This is a genomic window from Streptomyces sp. NPDC004629 (assembly GCF_042873595.1).
Taxonomy (GTDB): domain Bacteria; phylum Actinomycetota; class Actinomycetes; order Streptomycetales; family Streptomycetaceae; genus Streptomyces.
Genome location: NZ_JBIALO010000015.1, coordinates 94,918 through 118,080 on the forward strand (window position 1 = coordinate 94,918; position 23,163 = coordinate 118,080).

Here is a 23,163-nt window from a genome sequence, read left to right on the forward strand (position 1 = left end):
GGGACGTACGCCCACAGCGGATCGCGTAGCCTGCGGGGGTCGTGCCACGGGGCGGCCCCCCGCGGCACCCGCGGCGCCGGGTCGGGCCGCCGACACCGGGGCCTTGCCCGGGTTGTCAGTGTCGCGGTCCACAATGGTCCGCATCAGATCACGTTCACGCTTCCGCACGAACGCCCCATAGGCGAGCGACCGAACACAGGAGGAGCCGGCAGCGATGGCCCGCCGCAGCACGAAGACCCCGCCGCCCGACGAACCGTTCGAGGAGAGAATCCTCGACATCGACGTCGTGGACGAGATGCAGGGCTCCTACCTTGAGTACGCGTACTCGGTCATCTACTCCCGTGCCCTGCCCGACGCCCGTGACGGCCTCAAGCCGGTGCACCGCCGCATCGTGTACCAGATGAACGAGATGGGCCTGCGCCCCGACCGCGGCTATGTGAAGTGCGCGCGCGTCGTCGGCGACGTCATGGGCAAGCTCCACCCGCACGGAGACGCGTCCATCTACGACGCCCTGGTGCGCATGGCGCAGCCCTTCTCGATGCGCGTGCCGCTGGTCGACGGCCACGGCAACTTCGGGTCGCTGGGCAACGACGACCCGCCTGCCGCCATGCGGTACACGGAATGCCGCATGGCCGAGGCAGCCGGCCTGATGACCGACTCGATCGACGAGGACACGGTCGACTTCGCCCCGAACTACGACGGGCAGGAGCAGGAGCCGGCGGCGCTGCCCGCCGCGTTCCCGAACCTGCTGGTGAACGGCGCGTCGGGGATCGCCGTCGGCATGGCCACGAACATGCCGCCGCACAACCTCGGCGAGGTGATCGCGGCAGCCCGGCACCTCGTCCGGCACCCGAACGCCGACCTGGACGCCCTGATCAGGCACGTGCCGGGCCCCGACCTGCCCACCGGCGGCCGGATCGTCGGCCTCTCCGGGATCCGCGACGCGTACGAGACCGGCCGGGGCACGTTCAAGATGCGCGCCACGGTGACCGTGGAGACGGTGACCGCACGCCGCAAGGGCCTCGTCGTCACGGAACTGCCCTTCGCCGTCGGACCGGAGAAGGTGATCTCCAAGATCAAGGACATGGTCGGCTCGAAGAAGCTGCAGGGCATCGCCGACGTCAAGGACCTCACGGACCGCGAGCACGGCCTGCGCCTGGTCATCGAGATCAAGAACGGCTTCGTGCCCGAGGCGGTCCTGGAGCAGCTCTACAAGCTGACGCCGATGGAGGAGTCCTTCGGCATCAACAACGTGGCGCTGGTCGACGGCCAGCCCCTCACGCTGGGCCTGAAGGAACTCCTTGAGGTCTACCTCGACCACCGCTTCGACGTGGTGCGCCGCCGCTCGGAGTTCCGCCGCGGCAAGCGACGCGACCGGCTGCACCTCGTGGAGGGCCTGCTCACCGCGCTGGTCGACATCGACGAGGTCATCCGCCTCATCCGCTCCAGCGAGAACAGCGCGCAGGCGAAGGAGCGGCTGATGCGGCGCTTCTCGCTGTCGGAGATCCAGACGCAGTACATCCTGGACACGCCCCTGCGCCGACTGACCAAGTACGACCGGATCGAACTGGAGGCGGAGAAGGAGCGGCTCAACGCGGAGATCGCGGAGCTGACCCGGATCCTGGAGTCGGACGCCGAACTGCGCAAGCTGGTCTCGGCGGAACTCGCCGCGGTCTCCAAGAAGTTCGCCACCCCGCGCCGCACGCTGCTGCTGGAGACGGGCGCGGCCCCGGTCGCGTCGGTGCCGCTGCAGGTGGCCGACGACCCGTGCCGGGTGCTGCTGTCCGCGACCGGGCTGCTGGCCCGCACGGCGAACGGCGAGCCCTTCCCGGCGGACACCGGCGCCAAGCGCGTCAAGCACGACGTGATCGTCTCGGCGGTTCCGGCGACGGCGCGCGGCGAGGTGGGCGTGGTGACGTCCGCCGGGCGCCTGCTGCGGGTCAACGTGGTCGACCTGCCGCAGCTGCCGGAGACGACGGCGCCGCCGAACCTCGCCGGAGGGGCGCCCGTCGCGGAGTTCGTCACCCTGGAGGACGAGGAGACGGTGGTCTGCCTGACCACGCTCGACGAGTCGTCCCCGGGCCTGGCGCTCGGCACCGAGCAGGGCGTGGTCAAGCGGGTCGTGCCCGACTACCCGTCCAACAAGGACGAGTTGGAGGTCATCGGGCTCAAGGAGGGCGACCGGATCGTCGGCGCGGTGGAGCTGCGCACCGGCGAGGAGGACCTGGTGTTCATCACGGACGACGCGCAGCTGCTGCGCTACCAGGCGTCCCAGGTCCGCCCGCAGGGCCGCCCGGCGGGCGGCATGGCGGGCGTCAAGCTGGCCGAGGGCGCCAAGGTGATCTCCTTCACCGCCGTCGACCCGGCCGTGGAGGCGGTGGTGTTCACGGTGGCGGGCTCGCGCGGCACGCTGGACGACTCGGTGCAGACGACCGCCAAGCTGACCCCGTTCGACCAGTACCCGCGCAAGGGGCGGGCCACCGGCGGCGTGCGCTGCCAGCGGTTCCTGAAGGGCGAGGACTGTCTGTCCCTGGCCTGGGCCGGTCCCGTCCCGGCGCGGGCGGCGCAGAAGAACGGGACGCCGGTGGACCTGCCGGAGCTGGACCCGCGTCGCGACGGCTCGGGCGTGTCCCTGCCGAAGACGGTGTCGGTGGTGGCGGGCCCGGCCTACTAGCCGATCCCCTCACGCGCCGCCCCGGCCGGAACGGACGGCGGAGGGCGAACGCCCCGGTTGGCGGGGCGGACGCCCCCGCCCCCCGGCCCGGCTGAATGGGCTGCTCAACCGGCTGAGCGGACAGCTCGTACGGCTGGGCCGACACGCCGGACGCCTGAGGCACGCCTTATGGCTGGGCGCGCGCCCCAGATGGTAGGGCGGACCCCCGGGCCGGCTGAACGGGCTGCTCGACCGGCTGGCCGACACCCCGGACAGCTCGGCGGATACGCCGGACAGCTGAGCGGGGACGTCTGACGCCTGGGGCCACGCCGTACGGCTGGGCGCGCGCCCCAGATGGCAGGGCGGACCCCCGGGCCGGCTGAACGGGCTGCTCGACCGGCTGGCCGACACCCCGGACAGCTCGGCGGATACGCCGGACAGCTGAGCGGGGATGCCTGACGGCTGGGCTGGCACGTCTTATGGCCGGGCGGGTGTCCCGGAGGGTTCGGTGGGCTCCAGGAACGGCGGGTCCTCGGGGTCCGGCTCCCCGGTAGCCCGCGGTACGGCGTCCTGCTCGTCCGGGTCCGCCACATAGCGCAGGACGCCCCACATGCCGTGCTCGTCGGTGTGTGGGGCGCCGCTCTCGCAGGCCCTCAGTTCCCTGTGCAGGGCGCCGGTGTCGATGCCGGAGCCGATGAGGACGAGCTGGGTCAGCCGCTCCCCCGTCCCCGTCCACGGCTCGGGGTAGAAGCGCAGGAACCGCCCGACGGCGTGCACGGCGTACCGGTTGACGGTGTCGTACGCCCCGAAGTCCACGTACCCCTTGATCCGGTACAGCCCCTCGGTCCTGCCGTCGAGGAACCGCATCAACCGGCGCGGGTCGAGGGGGACTTCGGAGACGTAGGACAGGCTGTCGTAGCCGGTGTGCAGATGGCCCGCGTGCTCATCCTCGCCGTGCTGGTGCAGGTCGTCGAAGGACAGCTGCCCGATGCGCTCCTCGGCCGGCCTGAGGTCGAAGAGGAACTCGGGGTCGATGCGGCCGTAGGCGGCGGGCACGACGGCGGCGCGGTCGGTGAGCGAGCCGACGAGGCCGAGCACCCGTGCGCCGTCCTCGGCCCGGTCGAGCTTGTTGACCACGACCAGGTCGGCGAGGGCGAGGTGCCGGTCGATCTCCGGGTGCCGGGCCCGGGTGGCGTCGAACTCGGCGGCGTCGACCACCTCGACCAGCCCGCCGTAGACGATCCCCGGATGCTCGCTGGCGAGCACCATCCGGACGAGTTCCTGGGGTTCGGCGAGCCCGCTGGCCTCGATGACGATGACGTCGATGCCCGTGGCCGGTGCGGCGAGCCGGGCCAGGTACTCGTCGAGTTCGCTCGCGTCGACGGCGCAGCACAGGCAGCCGTTGCCCAGCGACACCGTGGAGTCGCCGAGCGCGCCCGCCACGGCCATCGCGTCGATCTCGACAGCACCGAAGTCGTTGACGATCGCCCCGATGCGGCTCCCGCCGCTGTGGTGCAGGAGGTGGTTGAGGAGCGTGGTCTTCCCGGAGCCCAGGAATCCGGCGATGACGACGACCGGGATCTGCTGCGGACTACGGCGGTGCCCCACGGTGCGACCTCTCTCACGCGAACGCGTGCACCGGGCTCACGGCCCGGCGCACGGACGGGGATGGCATGCTGACCCAGGATACGAGCAGGGAGAACACCGCGAAGTGAACGATTGTTAGCAGTCACGGCGGGGCAGACGATGTGCAGGCGCCGGAGTGTGCGACCCTCGCTTCCCTCTGTGCGCCGCCTCTCCGCCTCCCCGCCGATCAGAGCCGCTCGGCACACTCTGGGAGACGGCTAGCGCCGCCCACCGCTCGCCGGTCCCCTCCAGTCGACCCACACCCCGACGACCGGCGGACGGCCGCCTGATTCGGGGGTTGACATGGCCACACAGAAGACGGGGAACTGGGGGCCGGGCTCAGTCGCCGCGGTCCTCGCGCTTTCGATCACCGGCACCGCGGCGTCCCTCTTGGCGTACCGCCGCGCCCTGGAGGCGGTCGTCCGCACGAACGCCGAGATCCTGCGGCGGCTGGACGCCCTGGACGACCAGCGCCGCCAGGCGTCCCGGCGCACGGACCGCATCGAGTACCAGCGCGATCACCGGCAGCTCCTGCTCGCGGCGATGAAGGACCAGGACCTGCTTCCCGTGCTCGACGCCTATGAGGGCGACGTGCCGCCCCGCGTGCAGAAGCAGTACCTCTTCGCCAACGCCCTGTACGTGCACGCCCTGCACGGCTATCGGATCGGCCTGCTCACCCGGGCCGAACTGCGCGGCTACGTCCGTGTGCTGTTCCAGAGCCCCACGGCCCGCGCCTACTGGGAGGCCACGCGCCACCACCGGGCGAGCCTGCGGGACGGCTCGGAGGAGGCCGAGATCGGCAAGATGACCGACGAGTTGCTGGCGGAACTGGACGAGGCCGACACGGACGAGTGGTGGGTGGTGGGCGACCACCCCGCCGAGGAATGAGGCCGGCACGAAGGGGCGGGCTCCGCAGAGACGAGCCGGCTCCACGGAGATGAGCGGCCGCCGCAGAGACGAGCGGCCTCCACAGAGACGGGTGACCGCCGCGGGGACGAGTGGCCCTCCGTGGAAACGGGTGTTCTTCGCGGAGACGGATGGCTGCCCTGGAGACGAGTGGGGGCCGCAAAGACGAATCACTCGCTCAGACACACAAGTCCCGGCCCCAAGCGCGATCTCCGCAGGCTAGGTTGTCCCCGCCTGCCACGTGCACACCCGCCGTCACAGCAGGCCCAGACATCGTTGCCGCCCCGGACACACCCATGCCCCGGCGGGCGGCACGAGGAAAAACCATGACCGTTTTCAAGCAAGGACCGGGATCGACTTGAAGATCGTGCGCCGCATTGGTGCGTCACCTCGCGAAAGAGGGAGCGTTAACGGGCAGACCTGCCCGGACATCTTTGAACTGCAGGACGGGAACTTCGCGGTGATCGGTACGGACCGTACCGACGCACTCGACTCCGAGCTGCCGTCGGACGCCGCACGCGCCGACTACGAGCGGATCGTGGTGATCAGCCGCGAGACGCTGGTGCGCGCGAAGGCCGATATTCCGGACGCCTAGGCGCGGCCGTCCGGTCACGGTGGACGCGCCGCCGAGTCGGGCGCACCGTGATCCGCGGATGAACCGCGCCCCGCGCGGGCCCAGCTCGATGCCGCTGTTCGGCAGCGGGCTGGGCTTTCCTCAGCCCATCGCCGGGACCGCCGCGGGCGGGGGCGGTCCGACATACCGGGCCACCGGCCGGATGATCTTCGAGTCGGCGGCCTGTTCCAGAACGTTGGCGCTCCAGCCGACCACACGCGCCGCCGCGAACGTGGGCGTGAACATCTCGCGCGGCAGTCCGCACAGTTCCATCACCACGCCCGCGTAGAACTCGACGTTCGTGTGCAGTTCGCGGCCGGGCTTCAGCTCGGCGAGGATCGCCTCGACCCGGCGCTCCACCTCGACGGCGAAGGACACGCGCGGGCCGCCGAAGCCCTCGGCGATCTCACGGAGCATCCGTGAACGGGGGTCCTCCGTACGGTAGATCGCGTGGCCGAAGCCCATGATGCGGTCACCCGCCAGGACGCGTTCGCGGATCCAGCCGTCGATCCGGTCGGGGGTGCCGATCGCGTCCAGGGTGTCCAGGGCACGGCTGGGCGCACCTCCGTGCAGCGGACCGGACAGCGCCCCCAGGGCGCCTACGAGGCATGCCGCCACGTCGGCGCCAGTGGACGCGATGACCCGCGCGGTGAAGGTTGACGCATTGAATCCATGGTCAATGGTTGAGATCAGATATTGCTCGACGGCGCGGGCCCGCCGCTCGTCCGGTTCCTCTCCGGTCACCATGTACAGGTAGTTGGCCGCGTACGAGAGGTCGTCGCGCGGCTCCACCGGCTCCTGCCCCCGCCCGAGCCGGTACAGCGCGGTGAGCAGGGTCGGTACGGCCGCGCAGGCGGCGACGGCATCCGCGCGGCGCCGGCCCGCGTCGATGTCGTACACGGGCCGGAAGCCCTGGGCCGCGCCGAGCAGCGACAGCGCGGTGCGCGCCCCAGCCAGCGGACCCGAGGCGCGGCTCGCGGCGGCGACGGCGGGCAGGGCGGCGCGGACCTCGGCGGGCAGCCGGCGTGCCGCGGCGGTCTCGGCGAGGAAGGCGGCGCGGCGCTCCGCGTCCGGGAGCTCGCCGTACGCGAGGAGGTGCCAGACGTCCTCGAAGCCGCGGGTCCGCGCGAGGTCGACGGCCGAGTACTGGCGGTAGTGGTAGAACCCCTCGGTCCCCCGGACGTCGCCGATCTCGGTGTCGGTGACGACGACGCCCGCGAGCCCGCGCGGCACATCGACAAGAGTGGATGCGGACCTATTGATGGACATGTTTTCCTCCCTGGACTTGATCCGACTATCCATGCTTGACAAATTCCCTGTCAATATTGATTGAATCAATACCCAGTCCATACGCCACCAAGGCGACTACGGTGACCCCCATGCGCGATCAAGAACCCGCTCCCCGCGGCCCCGAGCGGAGGCTGAGCACCAAGGAGACCGCCGAACTGCTCGGCGTGAAGCCGGAGACCGTGTACGCGTACGTGAGCCGCGGTCAGCTCCACAGCCGGCGCGAGCCCGGCGGCCGGGGCAGTACCTTCGACGCCGCGGAGGTGACCGCCCTCGCCCGACGCCACAGGCGGGAGAGCCAGGCCGCCCAGGCCGTCGGCGCGGAGATGTCCGTCCGCACCCGCGTCACGCTGATCGACGGGGACCGGTACTACTTCCGCGGTGTCGACGCCGCGGAACTCGCCGCGCGCCACTCCTACGAGGAGGTCGCCGAGTGGCTGTGGACCGGGCGGCTGAACCCGGGCGTCACGTTCACCGCCCCCGAGGCCACGGCTGCCGTAGCCCGTCGGGCGGTGACCGCCCTGCCCGAGCACGCCGAGCCCACCGACCGGCTGCGGGTCGCGGCGGTCGCCGCCGCCACCGAGGACCCGCTGCGCTTCGACCTGTCCGAGGACGCCGTGCTCGCGACGGCGCGGATCCTCATCCCGACGCTCGTCGCCGCCCTGCCGCCCCGCCCGCACGCCCGGGACGAGGGCCCGCTCGCCCTGCGCCTGTGGGGCCGGCTGAGCGGCCGGGAGCCCGACGAGGCGTCACTGCGCACCCTGGATACGGCACTTGCCCTGCTGGTCGACCACGACCTGGCCGCCTCGACGCTCGCGGTGCGGGTCGCCGCATCGGCCCGTGCCCATGTGTACGCGGCCGTCTCGGCCGGACTGGGCGTGATCGAGGGCCCGTTGCACGGCGCCGCCAGCCGACTGGCCCACCGGCTGCTGCTCGACGTGCTGGACGAGGGCAGCGCCGTTCCGGTGATCGCGGCCGAACTCCGCGCCGGCCGCAGCATTCCCGGACTCGGCCACCGGCTCTACCCGGGCGAGGACCCACGCGCGCGTGCCCTGTTCGCCCTCCTGGAGCACGTCCCGCGCGCGGAACCCGCCCTCCTCGCGGCCCGCGACATCGTCGCCACCACGGCCCGGCACACCCCGCTGCACGCCAACGTCGACCTGGCCCTCGCGGTGCTCACCGTCGCCTGCGGCATGCCCGCGACCGCGGGCGAGACGGTCTTCGCCGTCGCCCGCACGGCGGGCTGGATCGCGCACGCCCTGGAGGAGTACGGCGAGCGCCCGCTGCGAATGCGCCCCAGCGGCCACTACGTGGGCCCGCGACCGCCACAGCCCCCGCCGCAGTAGACCACGGGCAGGAAACGACCGGGCCGGAAGTCACCCCGTGCAAAGTCAGGTTAGGCTCACCTCTGTGAGTAGGTGCGCGACCGTCTCCCGGAACCTCGACGAGCCCATCTCCGGTACGGCGGCCACAGCGACGACATGGCTGCTGCTGGAGCAGCCCGGCCCTTGGGGCGTCAAGGCGCTCACGTCGAGCCATCTGGACCGCGCGCTCGGCCGCGCCCTGGAACTGGCCGCCGACGGCACCGGTGTACGGATCGCGCTCATCCGGCGCCCCGGACGCCACGCCGACCCCGGGACCCCCGCCGAGCGCCAGGTGTACGCCGCCCACACCGTTCCGGGAAAGGTGTGGCTGCGCGCCGCCACCACGCGCGACCCGAGCACGCTCCTCGACCTCGACTACGCCGCCCTCGGCGCGGGCGACCACCGCACGTTCGACACGGTGCTCGGCGCTCGCGCTTACGAGGCGGGTCCGCTCGCGCTCGTCTGCACCAACGGCAAGCGCGACCGCTGCTGCGCGCTGCTCGGCCGGCCCCTCGCGGCCGAACTCACCGCCTCCGGCGTACCGGGGGTGTGGGAGGTCACCCATTTGGGTGGACATCGCTTCTCGCCGACGGTGCTCGTCCTGCCGTACGGCTACGCGTACGGCAGGGCCGAGGCGCACACCGTCAAGGAGGTCCTGCAGGGCGTCCGGGAGGGGCGGGTGGTCGTGCAGGGGTGCCGCGGGAACTCGGCATGGGACAAACCCGGGCAGGCGGCCGAACTGGCCGTGCGCGCGGCGGCGGGCGAGTACGCGGCGGGCGCGCTGAGCGTCGTGCGCACCGACGGTGCGGCGCCCCGCTGGGAGGTGACCGTGGCCCATGCCGACGGCCGCCGCTGGCGCGTCGTCGTGGCCCGGGGCGCCTCGCTCCCGCCGCGCCCGGAGAGTTGCGGCGCCTCGGTGCTGGGCACGCCGGCGCGGATGGACGTGGTGTCCGTGCGCGAACTGACGGCCGCGGCCCTGGCGGGCTGACCCCGTCACCCGCCGAGAGCCGGCCCGTCGGCCCGCGAGCCGCCCGCCCCGATCCGCCGAGAACCGGTCGACACCGTTCTGCCGAGAACCGGCCGCCCCGTTCGCCGAGAATCGGTCAAGAGATCCGCGCCACACCCCCTACGGCTCGCTCCGCCCGCCCACGTACCGTCATGGGCATGAGCCCCACTCCCTCCGCACGCCGTCTGCGTCTCGGTCTGCCGCGGCGGGTGTTCTCGCAGGTTCTCCTGATGCAGGTGGCGATCGCCGCCGGCGTCGCGGTGCTCGCCACCGGGCTGTTCCTGGCCCCGTTGAGCAAGCAGCTCGACGAGGAGGCGATGCGCCGCGCCCTGGCCATCGCGGAGACAACGGCGCAGGATCCGCAGATCGCCGAGGGCGTCCAGCACACGCAGCCGTCCATCGACGGCCCGGTGCAGGTGGAGGCCGAGCGGATCCGGCACGCCACGAACGCCGAGTACATCGTGGTGATGGACCTGCGCGGCGTGCGCTGGTCGCACACCACGCGCTCGGAGATCGGCGGCCTCGTCTCCACCGACCCGAGCGCGGCCCTGGCCGGACGGCAGGTCATGGAGATCGACAACGGCACCCTGGGCCGCTCCGCGCGCGGCAAGGTACCGCTGTACGACGCCGACCACCGGATCATCGGGGCCGTCTCGGTGGGCATCGCCTACGACAGCGTGCGGGCCCGGCTGCTCAGCGTGATCCCCGGGCTGTTCGCCTACGCCGGCGGCGCCCTAGCGGTCGGCGCCCTGGCCGCCTGGCTGATCTCCCGCCGGGTGCAGCGGCAGACCCGGGACCTGGCCTTCTCCGACATCTCGGCCCTGCTCGCGGAGCGTGAGGCGATGCTGCACGGCATCCGGGAGGGTGTCGTCGCCCTCGACCGCACCGGCCGTATACGTCTGCTCAACGACGAGGCGCGGCGCCTGCTCGGCATCGGCGACGAGTCCGTCGGACAGACCCCGGACGAGGCGCTGGGCGGCGGACGCACCACCGATGTCCTGGCCGGCCGGGTGACCGGCACCGATCTGCTCACCGTCCGCGGCCAGCGGGTCCTGGTCGCCAACCGGATGCCCACCGGCGACGGCGGCGCGGTGGCCACCCTGCGCGACCGCACCGAGCTGGAGCAGCTGGGCCGGGAACTCGACTCCACGCGGGGCCTGATCGACGCCCTGCGCGCCCAGGACCACGAGCACGCCAACCGCATGCACACCCTGCTCGGTCTGCTCGAACTGGAGATGTACGACGACGCGGTGGAGTTCGTCGGAGAGGTCGTCGGCGACCACCGGGTCACCGCGGAGCAGGTCACCGAGAAGGTCCAGGACCCGCTGCTCGCCGCTCTGCTGGTCGGCAAGGCGACGGTCGCGGCCGAGCGCGGGGTCGCCCTGTGGGTCTCGGACCGCACCCGGCTCCCGGACCGGCTGATCGAGCCGAGGGGCCTGGTCACGGTCGTGGGCAACCTGGTCGACAACGCCCTCGACGCCGTTGCCGGAACCCCGCACGCGCGCGTGGAGGTCGAATTGCGCGCCGAGGGGAGCACGGCCGTGCTCAGGGTGCGCGACACGGGACCTGGTGTCCCGGTGGAGCAGCGCGAGCTGGTCTTCACCGCGGGGTGGTCGACCAAGGAGCCGCCCGCGCACGGCAAACGCGGTCTCGGGCTGTCCCTGGTGCGCAGGTTCGCCGAGCGGCAGGGCGGGAGCGCGACGGTGGGCGAAGCGGGCGGCGGGGGCGCGGAGTTCACGGTCGTACTGCCCGAGTCCCTGGCCGAGCCGGACCCGGCTCCGGAGCCGGAGCTGGAACCGGCTCCGGAGCCCGCACCGGCGCTGACGGCGCCCGCGCAGACCGCCACCGAGGAGGATGCCCGATGATCGAGGTCCTGGTCGTGGACGACGACACCCGGGTCGCCCGGGTCAACGCCGCCTACGTGGAGAAGGTGCCCGGCTTCCGCGTGGCCGGCGAGGCGCACAACGCGGCCGAGGCGCTGCGCCAGGTGGAGGCGCTGCCGCGGCTCGACCTGGTCCTCCTGGACCACTATCTGCCCGACGAGACCGGCCTCGCGGTCGTCCGGGAGATGCGCAGGCGCGGCCACCAGACCGACGTCATCATGGTGACGGCGGCCCGGGACGTGTCGACGGTGCAGGCGGCGATGCGCCACGGCGCCCTGCAGTACCTGGTGAAACCGTTCGCCTTCGCCGGGCTGCGCACCAAGCTGGAGGCGTACGCGGGGCTGCGCCGCACGCTGGACGGCGGCGGGGAGGCGGAACAGACAGAGGTGGACCGGATCTTCGGGGCGCTGTCCGCGCCGTCGGAGCCGGAGCTGCCCAAGGGGCACTCCCCCACCACGGCCGAACTGGTGCGCCAGTGCCTGATGAACGCCCAGGGCCCGCTGTCCGCCCAGGAGATCGCCGAGCGGACCGGAGTGAGCCGGCAGACCGCCCAGCGCTATCTGAAGCTCCTGGAGCGCACGGGGCGGGCCCGGCTGACCCTCAAGTACGGCGAAGCGGGCCGCCCCGAACACCGTTACGTGTGGGCGACCCGCGCCTGACGGCTCCCGGTCCGGGCGTCAGCCGGCCGACTGCGCGGCCTTCTCGACGAACTCCGTCGTGTAGGTCCTGCTCAGGTCGACCTTGGCGTTCTTGATGTTGGGGTTGAACGACTTGAGGACCTTCTCGACGGTCTCCGGGCCGTTCTGGGGCATCACGCCGTCGTCCGTGAACATCGGCAGCGTGCTCTTGATCGCCTCCGCGTAGAGGGCCTTGTTGCCCTGGGAGTAGTCGGCGGGCATCTTGGCGGCGATCTCGTCCGCGCTGTGCGTGGACATCCACTTGAGCGTCTTGACGAATGCATTGACCAGCTTCTGGACGGTGTCCTTGTGGCTGTTCACCCAGTCCGTCTGCATGTACAGACTTGACGACGGGTACGGGCCGCCGAGCGCCTCCTGCGAGCCCTCGGGGGTACGCATGTCGAGGAGGATCGTGCCGGCCTTCTTGTCCAGGATCGTCGCCACGGTCGGATCGGTCGTCATACCGCCGTCGATGGAGCCCTGTTCCAGTGCGGAGATGAACGTCGGGCCGGCGCCCACCGCGACGGGCGTGAACTCATGGACGTTCACGCCGTTCTTGACGGCGAGGTACTTGGTGAGGAAGTCGGTGGAGGAACCGAGACCGGTCACGCCGAGCTTCTTGCCCTTGAAGTCCTTGGGCGAGGTGATGTCGCCGGCCGCCTTGTCGGAGACCACCTCCACCTCGCCGGGCGCGTGCGAGAACTGCACGACGGACTCGACGGACTTGCCCTTCACCTGGAGGTCGAGCGTGTGGTCGTAGAAGCCGACCGTCCCCTGGACCTGGCCGGCGACCAGCGCGGTCTCGGCCTGGACTCCGGCGGGCTCGCTCAGGAGCTGGACGTTCAGTCCCTCGGCGTCGAAGTAACCGAGCCGCTGGGTGAGCATCGCGGGCAAGTAGATGACCTTGTCCAGGCCACCGACCATGATCTTGACTTTCTCCCCCTTGCCGCCGCCTCCGCTGCCGCTGTCGGCGGTCGTGCTGGCCGCTTCGTTGGCACAGGCGGTGAGCGAGGAGAGGGCGAGCAGGCCGGCGGCGGAGAGCGCCGCGAGTCTGACGGTCTTGCGCATGGCGGTTCACGTCCTTGTGAGAATGCGGTGCGGGGAACGGGGGTTGCTCTGGGGGGGGTGTCAGTGCTCGGAGTCGGCCGGCTTCCAGCGGAAGATGCGCCGTTCCGCGAAGGTCAGCAGCCCCTCGGCGACGAGGGCGACGACGGCGAGGATGACCATCGCGGCGTACACACCGGCCGAGTTGAAGGTGCCCTGCGACTGGGCGACGAGCAGGCCGATGCCCTTGGTGGCACCGATGTACTCGCCGACGATGGCGCCGATCAGGGCGAAGCCGAAGCTGACGTGGAGGCTGGTGAAGATCCACGAGGTGGCCGACGGAATCACGACCTGAAGGGTCACCCTCCGGTCGCCGGCGCCCAGGATGCGGGCGTTGGCGACCAGGTTGCGGTCGACCTCACGAGCGCCCTGGAAGGCGTTGAAGAAGACCGGGAAGAACACGAGCACCACGGCGGACGCGACCTTGGAGGCGGGGCCGAGGCCGAACCAGATCACGAAGATCGGGGCGAGGACGATCCTGGGTATGGAGTTGAGCACCTTGATGTATGGACCAAGGACATCGGCGAGGAAGGCGATCCGCCCGAGCGCGATACCGAGGACGACACCGGCGACGACACCGATGACCCAGCCCAGCAGCGCCTCGTACAGCGTGTACCAGATCTGCTCGCCCAGTGACCCGAGCGCCGTGCCGTGGGTGACCCAGGTGTGGATCTGGTCCCAGATCTTCGACGGCATCGAGAAGTTGAACGGATCGATGACCTTCGCCCGCGACAGCCACTCCCACAGGCCGAGCACGACGACCAGGAGCAGCGCCCGGCCGCCCATGACGACGGTCCTGCGTCTGCGGGCGGCTCTGGCCCGGCTTCGTGTGCGGTCCGTGGTCCTGCCCGTGTCGGCGACGGGGGCGCTGAGGACGTCATGCGACATGAGCGGCACCCCTCTCGCGGGTGATACGGACCTCTTCGCCGAGGGACTCCCAGATCTCGCGGTAGATCTCGATGAACCGCGGCTCCAGGCGCACCGACTCGACCTTGCGCGGCCGGGGCAGGTCGATGTCGAAGACCTGCTTCACGGTCGCGGGCCCCGCGGTCATCACGACGACCTTGTCGGCCAGCGCGATGGACTCCTCCAGGTCGTGGGTGACGAAGACGACCGAGGCGCCCGTGCCCTCCCACAGCTCCAGGAGTTCGTCCGACATCAGCGCCCGGGTCTGCACGTCGAGCGCCGAGAACGGCTCGTCCATGAGCAGGATCTCGGGGTCGTTGACGAAGGTCGCGGCGAGCGCGACGCGCTTGCGCTGGCCGCCGGAGAGCTGGTGCGGGTAGCGGTCCTCGAAGGCGGCGAGACCGACCCGGGCCAGCCACTCGCGGGCCTTCTGCCTGGCCTCGGCCTTCGGTACGCCGCGAAAGCGCGGGCCTGCCATGACGTTGGACAGGACCGTCCGCCAGGGGAAGGTCGCGTCCTGCTGGAAGACGAAGCCGACCTTGTCGCCGACGCCCAAGACCGGTTCCCCGGCCACCAGCACATCGCCCTCGGTGGGCTCCTCCAGGCCGCTGACCAGGGTCAGCGTGGTGGACTTGCCGCAGCCGGTCGGTCCGACGACGGCGACGAACTCACCGCGTCCGATGGTGAGGTCGAGACCCCGGACAGCCGTGTGCAGACCCCCTGACGGGGTCCTGAAGACCTTGCTCGCGCCCCGCAACTCGATGGCGGGGCTGGTGTCTGCGCTCATGGCCCGGGACCGTAGGTGTGGCCCGTGCCACAGCAGCAGTCTTCTGAGCGCAAGCCGTTCTTTTGCTCGCAGGAGCCTTTTGTGCTCGTTTTGCTCGCGCTACAACTGCGGAGCCGAAACACGGGCTTAACGCCCGCCTGGCCTTGAGGAAATGAGGCCCCATGATTGACGTCCTGGTGGTGGACGACGACTTCCGTGTCGCCGAGATCAACGCCAAGTACGTGGGAAAGGTTCCCGGCTTCCGGGTGGCCGCCCGCGCACACAGTGCCACCCAGGCCCTGGCCGCCGTGGAACGCGGAGCCATCGATCTGGTGTTGCTCGACCACTACCTGCCCGACCAGACGGGGCTGGAACTGGTCCACCGGATGCGCGAAGAGGGCCACGGCAGCGACGTCATCATGATCACCGCGGCCGGCGACGTCACGACCGTGCAGAAGGCGATGCGCCTGGGCGCACTGCACTATCTGGTCAAGCCGTTCACCTTCACCGCGCTGCGCTCCCGCCTGGACTCGTACGCGGCCCTGCGCCGCACCGTCGACCGGGTCGGCGGGCGGGGCCTGACGGGCCAGGAGCAGGTCGACCGGATCTTCGGCGCGCTGCGCACCGCCCCCGCGCCGAGTTCACCCGGCCTGCCGAGCGGCCACTCGGAGCCCACCACCGACCTCATCTGCGGTGTGCTGCACCGCGCCGACCATCCGCTGTCCGCGCACGAGGTGGCGGCCGAGACGGGCCTGAGCCGCTCCACCGCGCAGCGCTATCTGCGCCATCTGGAACAGGCGGGCCGGTTGCGCCTGTCCCTGAAGTACGGCGACACGGGACGGCCCGAGCACCGGTATGCCTGGGTGGCACCCTGACGGCCCCCGCCTGCGCACCGCAACGGCTCCCCGTACCCGGAGACAGACCGCCCCCTCCTACACGGCTCCCGCCCCGGTCAGCGACCGCACCTCGGTCTCCGCGTACGTGGCCTCGTCCGGGGCCTCGTCCGAGGTGACGGTGCCGAGCCAGCCCGCGACGAAGCCCAGCGGGATGGAGACGATGCCGGGGTTCTCCAGCGGAAAGTACTGGAAGTCGACGGCCGGGAACAGCGACCCGGGACTGCCCGACACCACCGGGGACAGCACGACCAGCCCCAACGCCGGAACCAGCCCGCCGTATACGGCCCACACCGCGCCGCGCGTCGTGAAGCCGCGCCAGAACAGCGAGTACAGCAGCACCGGCAGGTTCGCGGAGGCGGCCACCGCGAAGGCTAGGCCCACCAGGAAGGCCACGTTGAGATCGCGGGCCAGCAGGCCGAGCGCGATGGCGATCACGCCGATGCCGACCGCCGCGACCCGCGCCACGGTCACTTCACTGCGCGCCGGGCCGCGCCCCCGCCGCAGCGAGGCATACAGGTCGTGGGCCACGGACGCCGAGGAGGCCAGCGTGATCCCGGCGACCACCGCGAGGATCGTGGCGAAGGCGACGGCCGCCACGATCGCGAACAGCACCGCCCCACCGGTGGAGTCCGCCCCGCCGCCCAGGTCGAGGGCGAGCAGCGGAACCGCCGTGTTCCCCGCCGCGTTCGAGTCGCGCACGGCCTCCGGTCCGACGATGGCGGCCGCCCCGAACCCGAGGACGAACGTCATCAGATAGAAGCCGCCGATCAGCCCGATCGACCACACCACCGAGCGGCGGGCCGCCCGCGCGGTCGGCACCGTGTAGAAGCGGGACAGGATGTGCGGCAGCCCGGCCGTGCCCAGGACCAGTGCGAGCCCCAGGCTGATGAAGTCGAACCGGGCGGTCCAGTCCCCGCCGTACTTCAGCCCGGGCGCCAGAAACGCGTCCCCGTGCCCGCTGCGCTCCGCGGCCGTGACCAGCAGCCGGTCGAGATCGCCGTGGAAGCGCAGCAGCACCAGCACGGTCAGCGCGATGGTCCCGCCGAGCAGCAGGACCGCCTTCACGATCTGGATCCAGGTCGTGGCCCGCATCCCTCCCAGCGACACATAGATCACCATGAGCGCGCCGACGCCGATCACTGTCCACGCCTGCGCCGCGGCACCCGTCCGCCCGAGCAGAAGCGCCACCAGGCTGCCCGCCCCCACCATCTGCGCCACCAGATACAGAACGGAGACGGTGACCGAGGAGGTTCCCGCGGCGATCCGCACCGGGCGCTCGCTCATCCGCGCGGCCACGACGTCGGCCAGCGTGAACCGCCCGCAGTTGCGGACCAGTTCGGCCACCAGGAACAACACCACCAGCCATGCGACGAGGAAGCCCACCGCATACAGGAGCCCGTCATAGCCGAACAGCGCGATGAGCCCCGTGACACCCAGGAACGATGCGGCCGACATATAGTCCCCCGCGATGGCAAAACCATTCTCCATCGGGGAGAAGAGCCGCCCGCCGGCGTAGAACTCCTCCGCGGAACCATGCCGCCTGCGACTCACCCACGTCGTGATCCCCAGCGTGACGACCACGAAGGCGCTGAACAGCACGAACGCCAGAGTCTGATGCTGCCCCGTCACGATGCACCCCCCTGCGCGCCCCGCGCCAACTCCTGTGTGTCCCATCGCAGTTCCAGCGCGGCCCGGTCCCTGCGCAACCGCGCGTGCCGGGCATAGGCCCAGGTGAGCAGGAAGGTGGTCAGAAACTGTCCCAGTCCGGCGAGCATGGCCACGTTCAGCGCTCCGGCCACGGGCCTGGCCATGAGACCGGGCGCGGTCGTCGCGGCGATCACATAACCCACGTACCAGGCGAAGAAGACCGCGACTCCTGGCACCACGAACCTGCGGTACCTGCTGCGCACTTCCTGGAAAGCCGCACTGCGCTGCACCTCCAGGTAGATGTCGCGAGTGCGAACGGCAGCCGTTTCCTTCGTCTCCCGCGCCGCCGGCACGGAGGGCGCGGGCGCACCCATGGCGTCCAACTCGCCCCAGCCGGAGGCGAGCGCGTCGTACCAGGGATCGTCGTACCTCACCTCACGAGACGTCATGTGTGCCGCTTCGTGGTGCTCGGCCGAACTCTCTGGACCGCCCCTGTCCCCGTCGGGACGACCGTCACTTGACTGCATGCCCAAGGATGGACAGAACGGGAAGATCCCCGACTCTTCTTCCCTCCGCTCTTCACCCCATCAGGTGACTCAGTCCGCCGATGGTCGCACCAGCCCCTTCCCATACGCGTAACGCACCGCCTGGGCACGGTCCTTGACCCCGGCCTTGGCGAAGAGGTTGTTGATGTGGGTCTTCACCGTGGCGGTGGAGACATGCAGTCTGCGGGCGATCTCCTGGTTGCTGAGCCCCTCCGCGATCAGGACCAGCACCTCGGTCTCCCGCGCGGTCAGCCCGTCGGGCGGCTCGACGCGCACCGGCTGCGGTTCCGGCTGCGACAGCCGCTCCAGCAACCGCCGTTGGACACTCGGCGACAGACCCGCGTCCCCCGACAGCACGCTCTCCACCGCGCGTACGATCTCGTCGCCGCCCGCGTCCTTGGTGAGATAGCCCCGTGCTCCCGCGCGCAGCGCGGGGAACAGCGACTCGTCGTCCGCGAAGGTGGTGAGCACCACGACCTGGGTGCCCGGGTGCTCCGCGCGGATACGGCGGGTGGCCTCGACCCCGTCGCAGCGCGGCATCCGCAGATCCATCAGCACTACGTCCGGCGCGAGTTCGGCGACCAGCTTGACCGCCTCCTCCCCGTCGCCCGCCGCGCCGACGACCTCGATGCCGGGCAGGAGTCCGAGCAGCATCACAATGCCTTCGCGGACGACGGTCTGGTCGTCGACCACGACCACCCGCGCGGGCTTCCTCCCTGCCTCCTGCGTCATACCGGCACCTTCAACGTCACCGCGAACCCCTCCTTGTCCGGCCCGGCCTCCAGCGAACCACCCAGCAGTTCGGCGCGCTCCCGCATACCCAGCAGACCGTACCCGCCGCCGGCCTCGGTGAGTTCGCCCGGCGTACCACCCGAGTCCCTGACGTCCAGCCTGACCTCGTGCTCGCCGTACTCCAGCAGCACACGGATCGTGGCACCGTGCGCGTGCTTGCGGACGTTCGTCAGCGCCTCCTGCGCGACCCGGCGCACGGCCTGTGCCGCTTCGACGGGCAGCGGCCTGCGATCGCCCGTGACGGTGACCTCGGCCCCGTCGCTCACTTTGACCAGATCGCTCAGGAAGTCCTCCAGCGGGGTCATCTCGCCACGCAGCGCGGACAGCGCCTGCCGGGTCTCCGCGAGCCCCTCCCGGGCCATGCCGCGCGCCGCCACCACCCGTTCGAGTATCTGTTCCCGGTCCGCGTCCCGTTCGATCAGCAGCCGGGCCGCCTCCAGGTGCACCAGTTGGGCCGAGAGACTGTGTGCGAGGACGTCGTGGATCTCCCGGGCGATCCTGGCCCGCTCCGCGAGCGCCGCCGACTCCGCCTCGGCGGCCCGGGCGGCGCGCTCCTGAGCGAGCAGGCGCTGGGCGCCGCCGCGTGCCTCGGCGTCCAGACGCATGATGTATCCCGCGAGCGCCATGCCCGTCACGATGGCGGCGGTGGTCAGCCAGACGTCGTTGTTGATCACGGAGAACGAGGCGAGGGCGGCCGCGGCGACGGGCAGCGCCGCTCCCAGCGGGAGCCGCTCCAGCGCGCCGATGGCACAGCCGCACCACACGACGAGCGCCGGTCCCTGGAACCCCGTCGCCTGAGCGAGCGCGGCCACGCCCAGGAGCAGAACGATCAGCCCGAGGGACGGCCACAGCCGATGGCCGTAGGTGGTGCGGTAGAAGCCCCAGGACAGGACCGCGGTCAGGAGGATCCCGCCCACCGCCGCTGCCGTGCCCCAGCCATGGACGTGATGGGCGTCAAAGGCACCCCACGCCAGCACACCGATCGCCACGACCCGCACCGACCAGGCGAGCAGGCGTCTCGGCCGGGTGATCCCCTCGCGGCCCAGCGCCTCACGGGAAGGCCAGCGCGTCCAGGCGTTCTCCGTCACACGCCCTCCTTCCACGCCGACCGGCGCATGGCGTCACCGTACGCCGCGCCGCGCCCGGTCGCCGCGGTGAGGGACCGCGCACGCCAGACCAGGATTCCGGAGCGGACGACAAGAGTGCCGGCCAACGCGAGGAGCAGGGCCGAGCTGTCCTGATGGATCCCCAGCACCGCCCCGAGACCGAAGAGGCCGGCGCGCAGCGCTATACCGGACGCCCAGACGGCCACGCTCGCCTTAGTGCTCTTCGTCCACACGGCGCCGTCCGACTCGGTCCACACCCGTGTCGTCCAGGCCCAGCCGGCTCCCATCGCCAGGCCTATGAGCAGTTCGGCGCCGAGCAGTGTGATGGATTCGGTGCGGTGGTGGGCGTCGATGATGCCGGGCTCGCGCAGGGCGACGACCGCCAGGATGACGGGCAGGACCCACCAGCGCCGGTCGGTGTCGATCGCGCGGGCACGGAACTGCCGCACCAGAACCAGCGCGACCACGGCCACGATCACCAACACATTGACCAGCCCGGACATCAAAGCCTCCGTGAGCGGAAGGGGGTGTCGGCTGCGGGTGCTGCCGATGCCTACGACGCTACGGAAATGCGCAGGTCAGCGAATCGGAGCCGGGGTGGATCACGGGTGGATCCGCAGGTCGGGCCAACCTCCACCCGCGGGTGGAGAACCAGGCGCGCGCCCGGGTCATTCGGCCGGGCACGCAAAAACGCGGGGGTGCGGCCGTCGCCACAGTCGCCCGAGGCAGCCCGGCCAGGTGAGACGTTGGGTGTCGGCGTGCGGACACCAGCACCAGCACCAGCGACTGTGACAGTCCGGTCCGGTCCGGTCCGGTGACACGGTGAGCCGGCGCGCGGAAACCGGGCGACCGTGCCGGTGCCCGGCCCTTTACCTGCCCGAGCCCAGCGGTGTCCCGGCCCGAGGCACTACGGGCCCGCGGGGACCGCTGTGCCACGGGTCCGTTGTGCCGGTCCACGGGAAGCGCTGGTGCGGCCGATGCCAGGACCGTACCGGGCCGGGGCCCGGCCAGTGCCGGCTGCTGCCGAGTCCGCCGCGGCCCCGGCGAGGGGGCCGCGGCGCGGTCGTTAGGCGTCGATCCGCGAGCGGTCCAGTGTGGCCGCCGAGCTGGAGATGAACTCCTTGCGGGGGGCGACTTCGTTGCCCATCAGCAGATCGAAGACCTGTTCGGCGGCGTCCAGGTCGGACAGGTTGATCCGGCGCAGGGTGCGGTGGCGCGGGTCCATCGTTGTCTCGGCCAGCTGGTCGGCGTCCATCTCACCCAGACCCTTGTAACGCTGGATGGAGTCCTTGTACCGCACGCCCTTGCTCTGGAACTCCATGAGCTTGTCGCGCAGCTCACGGTCCGAGTAGGTGTAGACGTACTTGTCCTGGCCCTTCTTCGGCTGGACGAGCTCGATGCGGTGCAGCGGCGGCACCGCCGCGAACACCCGGCCGGCCTCGACCATGGGCCGCATGTAGCGCTGGAACAGCGTCAGCAGCAGGCAGCGGATGTGGGAGCCGTCGACGTCGGCGTCCGTCATCATGATGATCTTGCCGTAACGGGCCGCGTCGAGATCGAAGGTCCGGCCCGATCCCGCTCCTATGACCTGGATGATCGCGCCGCACTCGGCGTTCTTCAGCATGTCGGTGACGGACGACTTCTGGACGTTGAGGATTTTTCCCCGGATCGGGAGCAGCGCCTGGAACTCGGAGTTCCGGGCGAGCTTCGCGGTGCCGAGCGCGGAGTCTCCCTCGACGATGAACAGCTCGCTGCGTTCCACGTCGTCGCTGCGGCAGTCGGCGAGCTTGGCCGGCAGGGACGAGGACTCCAGGGCCGTCTTGCGGCGCTGTGCGTCCTTGTGCTGGCGGGCCGCGATGCGCGTACGGGCGGCGGCGACCGCCTTTTCCAGGACCACCCGGGCCTGCGCCGCGGCGTCCCGCTTCGTGGAGGTCAGGAACGCCTTGAGTTCCTTGGAGACCACGTTGTTCACGATGCGGCGGGCTGCGGACGTGCCGAGGACCTCCTTGGTCTGACCCTCGAACTGCGGCTCGGCCAGGCGCACGGTGACGACCGCGGTCAGCCCTTCCAGGGCGTCGTCCTTGACGACGTCGTCCTCGGCGACGCGCAGCAGCTTTTTGGCGCGCAGCACCTCGTTCAGCGTCTTGGTGACGGCCTGCTCGAAGCCTGCGACGTGGGTGCCGCCCTTGGGGGTGGCGATGATGTTGACGAACGACCTGAGGGTCGTGTCGTAGCCGGTCCCCCAGCGCAGTGCGACGTCCACGCCCAGCTCGCGGGTGACCTCCGTCGGAGTCATCTGCCCGTGCTCGTCGAGCACGGGCACCGTTTCCTTGAAGGTGCCCTGACCGGAGAAGCGGAGGATGTCGCAGACCGGCTTGTCGGTGGCCAGGTACTCGCAGAACTCACTGATGCCGCCGTCGAAGCGGAAGGACTCCTCGCCCTTGCTGCCGCCCTCGCCGAGACCGAATTCGTCGCGTACGACGATCGTCAGGCCGGGCACCAGGAAGGCGGTCTGCCGGGCCCGCTGGTGCATGGTCTCCAGGGCGAGCTTGGCGTCCTTGAGGAAGATCTGCCGGTCGGCCCAGTACCGCACGCGCGTGCCGTTGCGGGTCTTGGGGATCTTCTTGGTCTTGCGCAGGCCGCTCTTGGCCTCGAACTTGGCACTCGGGCCGTTCGCCGCGAAGACGCCCGGGACGCCGCGCCGGAAGCTGATCGCGTGGGTGTGCCCGCCGCGGTCCACCTCGACGTCGAGGCGGGCGGACAGCGCGTTGACCACGGATGCGCCGACGCCGTGCAGACCGCCGGAGGCCGCGTACGAGCCGCCGCCGAACTTCCCGCCGGCGTGCAGCTTGGTCATGACGACCTCGACGCCGGACAGGCCGGTCTTGGGTTCGACGTCCACGGGGATGCCGCGGCCGTTGTCCCGCACCTCCACGGAACCGTCGTCGTGGAGGATCACCTCGATGTGGTCGCAGTACCCACCGAGGGCCTCGTCCACGGCGTTGTCGATGATCTCCCACAGGCAGTGCATCAGACCGCGGCTGTCGGTCGAGCCGATGTACATACCGGGACGCTTGCGCACGGCCTCAAGACCTTCGAGGACGAGCAGGTGCCGCGCGGTGTAGTTGGAGCCGTCCCGGTCTGCTCCTGCCAGCAGCGCAGTGGACGGCACGGACGTGTCGGCGGTCACGCGGTTCGCTCCTCGCTGAATTTCAGGTGAGCCCTTTTGGGTAAGGGCGCGGCTTCGGTCGCCGCCAAGAGGGTACCGAGGCCTGGTAGAGCCGTTGTAACGCCACCCTCGTCTGAACTCACACTAGTCCACAGTCGTATGGGTGTTCGATCCCTCCATGGAGTGAAGTACATATCACGTTCCCTTCGAGGCATGA

Annotated in this window: 19 protein-coding genes; 8 read left to right on the forward strand and 11 right to left on the reverse strand. The window is 70.9% G+C overall.

The window, feature by feature from the left end; translation table 11 throughout:
• Window positions 1-214 precede the first annotated feature (214 nt).
• Window positions 215-2,674 (forward strand): DNA topoisomerase (ATP-hydrolyzing) subunit A, encoded by a 2,460-nt coding sequence (locus ACFYTE_RS23515; protein WP_388713640.1) that lies wholly within the window; start codon window positions 215-217, stop codon window positions 2,672-2,674.
• A 456-nt stretch (window positions 2,675-3,130) separates the two neighbouring features.
• Here the strand turns inward: ACFYTE_RS23515 and ACFYTE_RS23520 are convergent, their stop codons facing one another.
• Entirely contained in the window at window positions 3,131-4,261 is a 1,131-nt protein-coding gene (locus ACFYTE_RS23520; protein ID WP_388713643.1) for a CobW family GTP-binding protein, read from the reverse strand.
• Between the two features lie 321 nt (window positions 4,262-4,582).
• Between ACFYTE_RS23520 and ACFYTE_RS23525 the strand changes: the two genes are divergently transcribed.
• Both ACFYTE_RS23525 and ACFYTE_RS23530 read left to right on the forward strand, forming a co-directional pair.
• Entirely contained in the window at window positions 4,583-5,167 is a 585-nt protein-coding gene (locus ACFYTE_RS23525) for a DUF6082 family protein (protein ID WP_388713646.1), read from the forward strand.
• A gap of 376 nt (window positions 5,168-5,543) precedes the next feature.
• A complete protein-coding gene (locus tag ACFYTE_RS23530) occupies window positions 5,544-5,780 on the forward strand; it encodes a hypothetical protein (protein WP_388713649.1) in 237 nt (78 codons plus the stop codon).
• Window positions 5,781-5,900: 120 nt separating this feature from the next.
• Here ACFYTE_RS23530 and ACFYTE_RS23535 read toward each other — a convergent pair whose 3' ends face one another.
• Window positions 5,901-7,067, reverse strand: a complete 1,167-nt coding sequence (locus ACFYTE_RS23535; protein ID WP_388713652.1) for a citrate synthase/methylcitrate synthase — start codon at window positions 7,065-7,067, stop codon at window positions 5,901-5,903.
• Between the two features lie 110 nt (window positions 7,068-7,177).
• Between ACFYTE_RS23535 and ACFYTE_RS23540 the strand changes: the two genes are divergently transcribed.
• The 4 genes from ACFYTE_RS23540 (at window position 7,178) to ACFYTE_RS23555 (ending at window position 11,997) form a co-directional block, all read left to right on the forward strand.
• Window positions 7,178-8,431, forward strand: coding sequence for a citrate/2-methylcitrate synthase (locus tag ACFYTE_RS23540; protein WP_388713655.1), 1,254 nt, complete (start codon window positions 7,178-7,180; stop codon window positions 8,429-8,431).
• Window positions 8,432-8,495: 64 nt separating this feature from the next.
• Window positions 8,496-9,437 (forward strand): sucrase ferredoxin, encoded by a 942-nt coding sequence (locus ACFYTE_RS23545; RefSeq protein ID WP_388713658.1) that lies wholly within the window; start codon window positions 8,496-8,498, stop codon window positions 9,435-9,437.
• Between the two features lie 176 nt (window positions 9,438-9,613).
• Complete coding sequence (locus ACFYTE_RS23550; RefSeq protein ID WP_388713661.1) at window positions 9,614-11,320, forward strand: ATP-binding protein; 1,707 nt, start codon at window positions 9,614-9,616, stop codon at window positions 11,318-11,320.
• The gene (locus tag ACFYTE_RS23555; RefSeq protein WP_388713665.1) at window positions 11,317-11,997 is read left to right on the forward strand and encodes a response regulator; all 681 of its coding nucleotides are present in this window, start codon (window positions 11,317-11,319) and stop codon (window positions 11,995-11,997) included. Before ACFYTE_RS23550 ends, ACFYTE_RS23555 begins: the two co-directional genes overlap by 4 nt.
• Window positions 11,998-12,015: 18 nt before the next feature.
• On the opposite strand, the gene ACFYTE_RS23560 is transcribed toward ACFYTE_RS23555, so the two are convergent.
• The 3 genes from ACFYTE_RS23560 to ACFYTE_RS23570 are packed head-to-tail and all read right to left on the reverse strand — an operon-like array spanning window position 12,016 to window position 14,812.
• The gene (locus ACFYTE_RS23560) at window positions 12,016-13,083 is read right to left on the reverse strand and encodes an ABC transporter substrate-binding protein (RefSeq protein ID WP_388713668.1); all 1,068 of its coding nucleotides are present in this window, start codon (window positions 13,081-13,083) and stop codon (window positions 12,016-12,018) included.
• Between the two features lie 60 nt (window positions 13,084-13,143).
• Complete coding sequence (locus ACFYTE_RS23565; protein ID WP_388713671.1) at window positions 13,144-14,007, reverse strand: ABC transporter permease; 864 nt, start codon at window positions 14,005-14,007, stop codon at window positions 13,144-13,146.
• Window positions 13,997-14,812, reverse strand: coding sequence for an ABC transporter ATP-binding protein (locus ACFYTE_RS23570; RefSeq protein ID WP_388713674.1), 816 nt, complete (start codon window positions 14,810-14,812; stop codon window positions 13,997-13,999). Before ACFYTE_RS23570 ends, ACFYTE_RS23565 begins: the two co-directional genes overlap by 11 nt.
• Before the next feature lie 161 nt (window positions 14,813-14,973).
• Between ACFYTE_RS23570 and ACFYTE_RS23575 the strand changes: the two genes are divergently transcribed.
• Complete coding sequence (locus ACFYTE_RS23575; RefSeq protein WP_388713677.1) at window positions 14,974-15,666, forward strand: response regulator; 693 nt, start codon at window positions 14,974-14,976, stop codon at window positions 15,664-15,666.
• A 57-nt stretch (window positions 15,667-15,723) separates the two neighbouring features.
• Here the strand turns inward: ACFYTE_RS23575 and ACFYTE_RS23580 are convergent, their stop codons facing one another.
• From ACFYTE_RS23580 to ACFYTE_RS23605, 6 genes are all read right to left on the reverse strand, one after another.
• Window positions 15,724-17,316, reverse strand: coding sequence for a cation acetate symporter (locus ACFYTE_RS23580; RefSeq protein ID WP_388713680.1), 1,593 nt, complete (start codon window positions 17,314-17,316; stop codon window positions 15,724-15,726).
• Window positions 17,313-17,861, reverse strand: coding sequence for a DUF485 domain-containing protein (locus tag ACFYTE_RS23585; RefSeq protein ID WP_388713682.1), 549 nt, complete (start codon window positions 17,859-17,861; stop codon window positions 17,313-17,315). Before ACFYTE_RS23585 ends, ACFYTE_RS23580 begins: the two co-directional genes overlap by 4 nt.
• 69 nt (window positions 17,862-17,930) lie before the next feature.
• Window positions 17,931-18,611, reverse strand: coding sequence for a response regulator (locus ACFYTE_RS23590; RefSeq protein ID WP_388713685.1), 681 nt, complete (start codon window positions 18,609-18,611; stop codon window positions 17,931-17,933).
• Window positions 18,608-19,759 (reverse strand): sensor histidine kinase, encoded by a 1,152-nt coding sequence (locus ACFYTE_RS23595; protein ID WP_388713688.1) that lies wholly within the window; start codon window positions 19,757-19,759, stop codon window positions 18,608-18,610. The genes ACFYTE_RS23590 and ACFYTE_RS23595 overlap by 4 nt, the downstream gene beginning before the upstream one ends.
• Entirely contained in the window at window positions 19,756-20,280 is a 525-nt protein-coding gene (locus ACFYTE_RS23600; RefSeq protein ID WP_388713690.1) for a DUF1453 domain-containing protein, read from the reverse strand. Before ACFYTE_RS23600 ends, ACFYTE_RS23595 begins: the two co-directional genes overlap by 4 nt.
• 563 nt (window positions 20,281-20,843) lie before the next feature.
• On the reverse strand, window positions 20,844-22,967 hold the full coding sequence (locus ACFYTE_RS23605; protein ID WP_388713693.1) for a type IIA DNA topoisomerase subunit B: 2,124 nt from the start codon (window positions 22,965-22,967) through the stop codon (window positions 20,844-20,846).
• Window positions 22,968-23,163 lie beyond the last annotated feature (196 nt).

Bases quoted from the DNA above. Each gene is read 5' to 3' on its own strand.
- ACFYTE_RS23515 (WP_388713640.1), top strand. From the start codon at position 215: ATGGCCCGCCGCAGCACGAAGACCCCGCCGCCCGACGAACCGTTCGAG.
- ACFYTE_RS23525 (WP_388713646.1), top strand. From the start codon at position 4,583: ATGGCCACACAGAAGACGGGGAACTGGGGGCCGGGCTCAGTCGCCGCG.
- ACFYTE_RS23535 (WP_388713652.1), bottom strand. From the start codon at position 7,067: ATGTCCATCAATAGGTCCGCATCCACTCTTGTCGATGTGCCGCGCGGG.
- ACFYTE_RS23540 (WP_388713655.1), top strand. From the start codon at position 7,178: ATGCGCGATCAAGAACCCGCTCCCCGCGGCCCCGAGCGGAGGCTGAGC.
- ACFYTE_RS23550 (WP_388713661.1), top strand. From the start codon at position 9,614: ATGAGCCCCACTCCCTCCGCACGCCGTCTGCGTCTCGGTCTGCCGCGG.
- ACFYTE_RS23555 (WP_388713665.1), top strand. From the start codon at position 11,317: ATGATCGAGGTCCTGGTCGTGGACGACGACACCCGGGTCGCCCGGGTC.
- ACFYTE_RS23560 (WP_388713668.1), bottom strand. From the start codon at position 13,083: ATGCGCAAGACCGTCAGACTCGCGGCGCTCTCCGCCGCCGGCCTGCTC.
- ACFYTE_RS23565 (WP_388713671.1), bottom strand. From the start codon at position 14,007: ATGTCGCATGACGTCCTCAGCGCCCCCGTCGCCGACACGGGCAGGACC.
- ACFYTE_RS23570 (WP_388713674.1), bottom strand. From the start codon at position 14,812: ATGAGCGCAGACACCAGCCCCGCCATCGAGTTGCGGGGCGCGAGCAAG.
- ACFYTE_RS23575 (WP_388713677.1), top strand. From the start codon at position 14,974: ATGATTGACGTCCTGGTGGTGGACGACGACTTCCGTGTCGCCGAGATC.
- ACFYTE_RS23585 (WP_388713682.1), bottom strand. From the start codon at position 17,861: ATGCAGTCAAGTGACGGTCGTCCCGACGGGGACAGGGGCGGTCCAGAG.
- ACFYTE_RS23590 (WP_388713685.1), bottom strand. From the start codon at position 18,611: ATGACGCAGGAGGCAGGGAGGAAGCCCGCGCGGGTGGTCGTGGTCGAC.
- ACFYTE_RS23600 (WP_388713690.1), bottom strand. From the start codon at position 20,280: ATGTCCGGGCTGGTCAATGTGTTGGTGATCGTGGCCGTGGTCGCGCTG.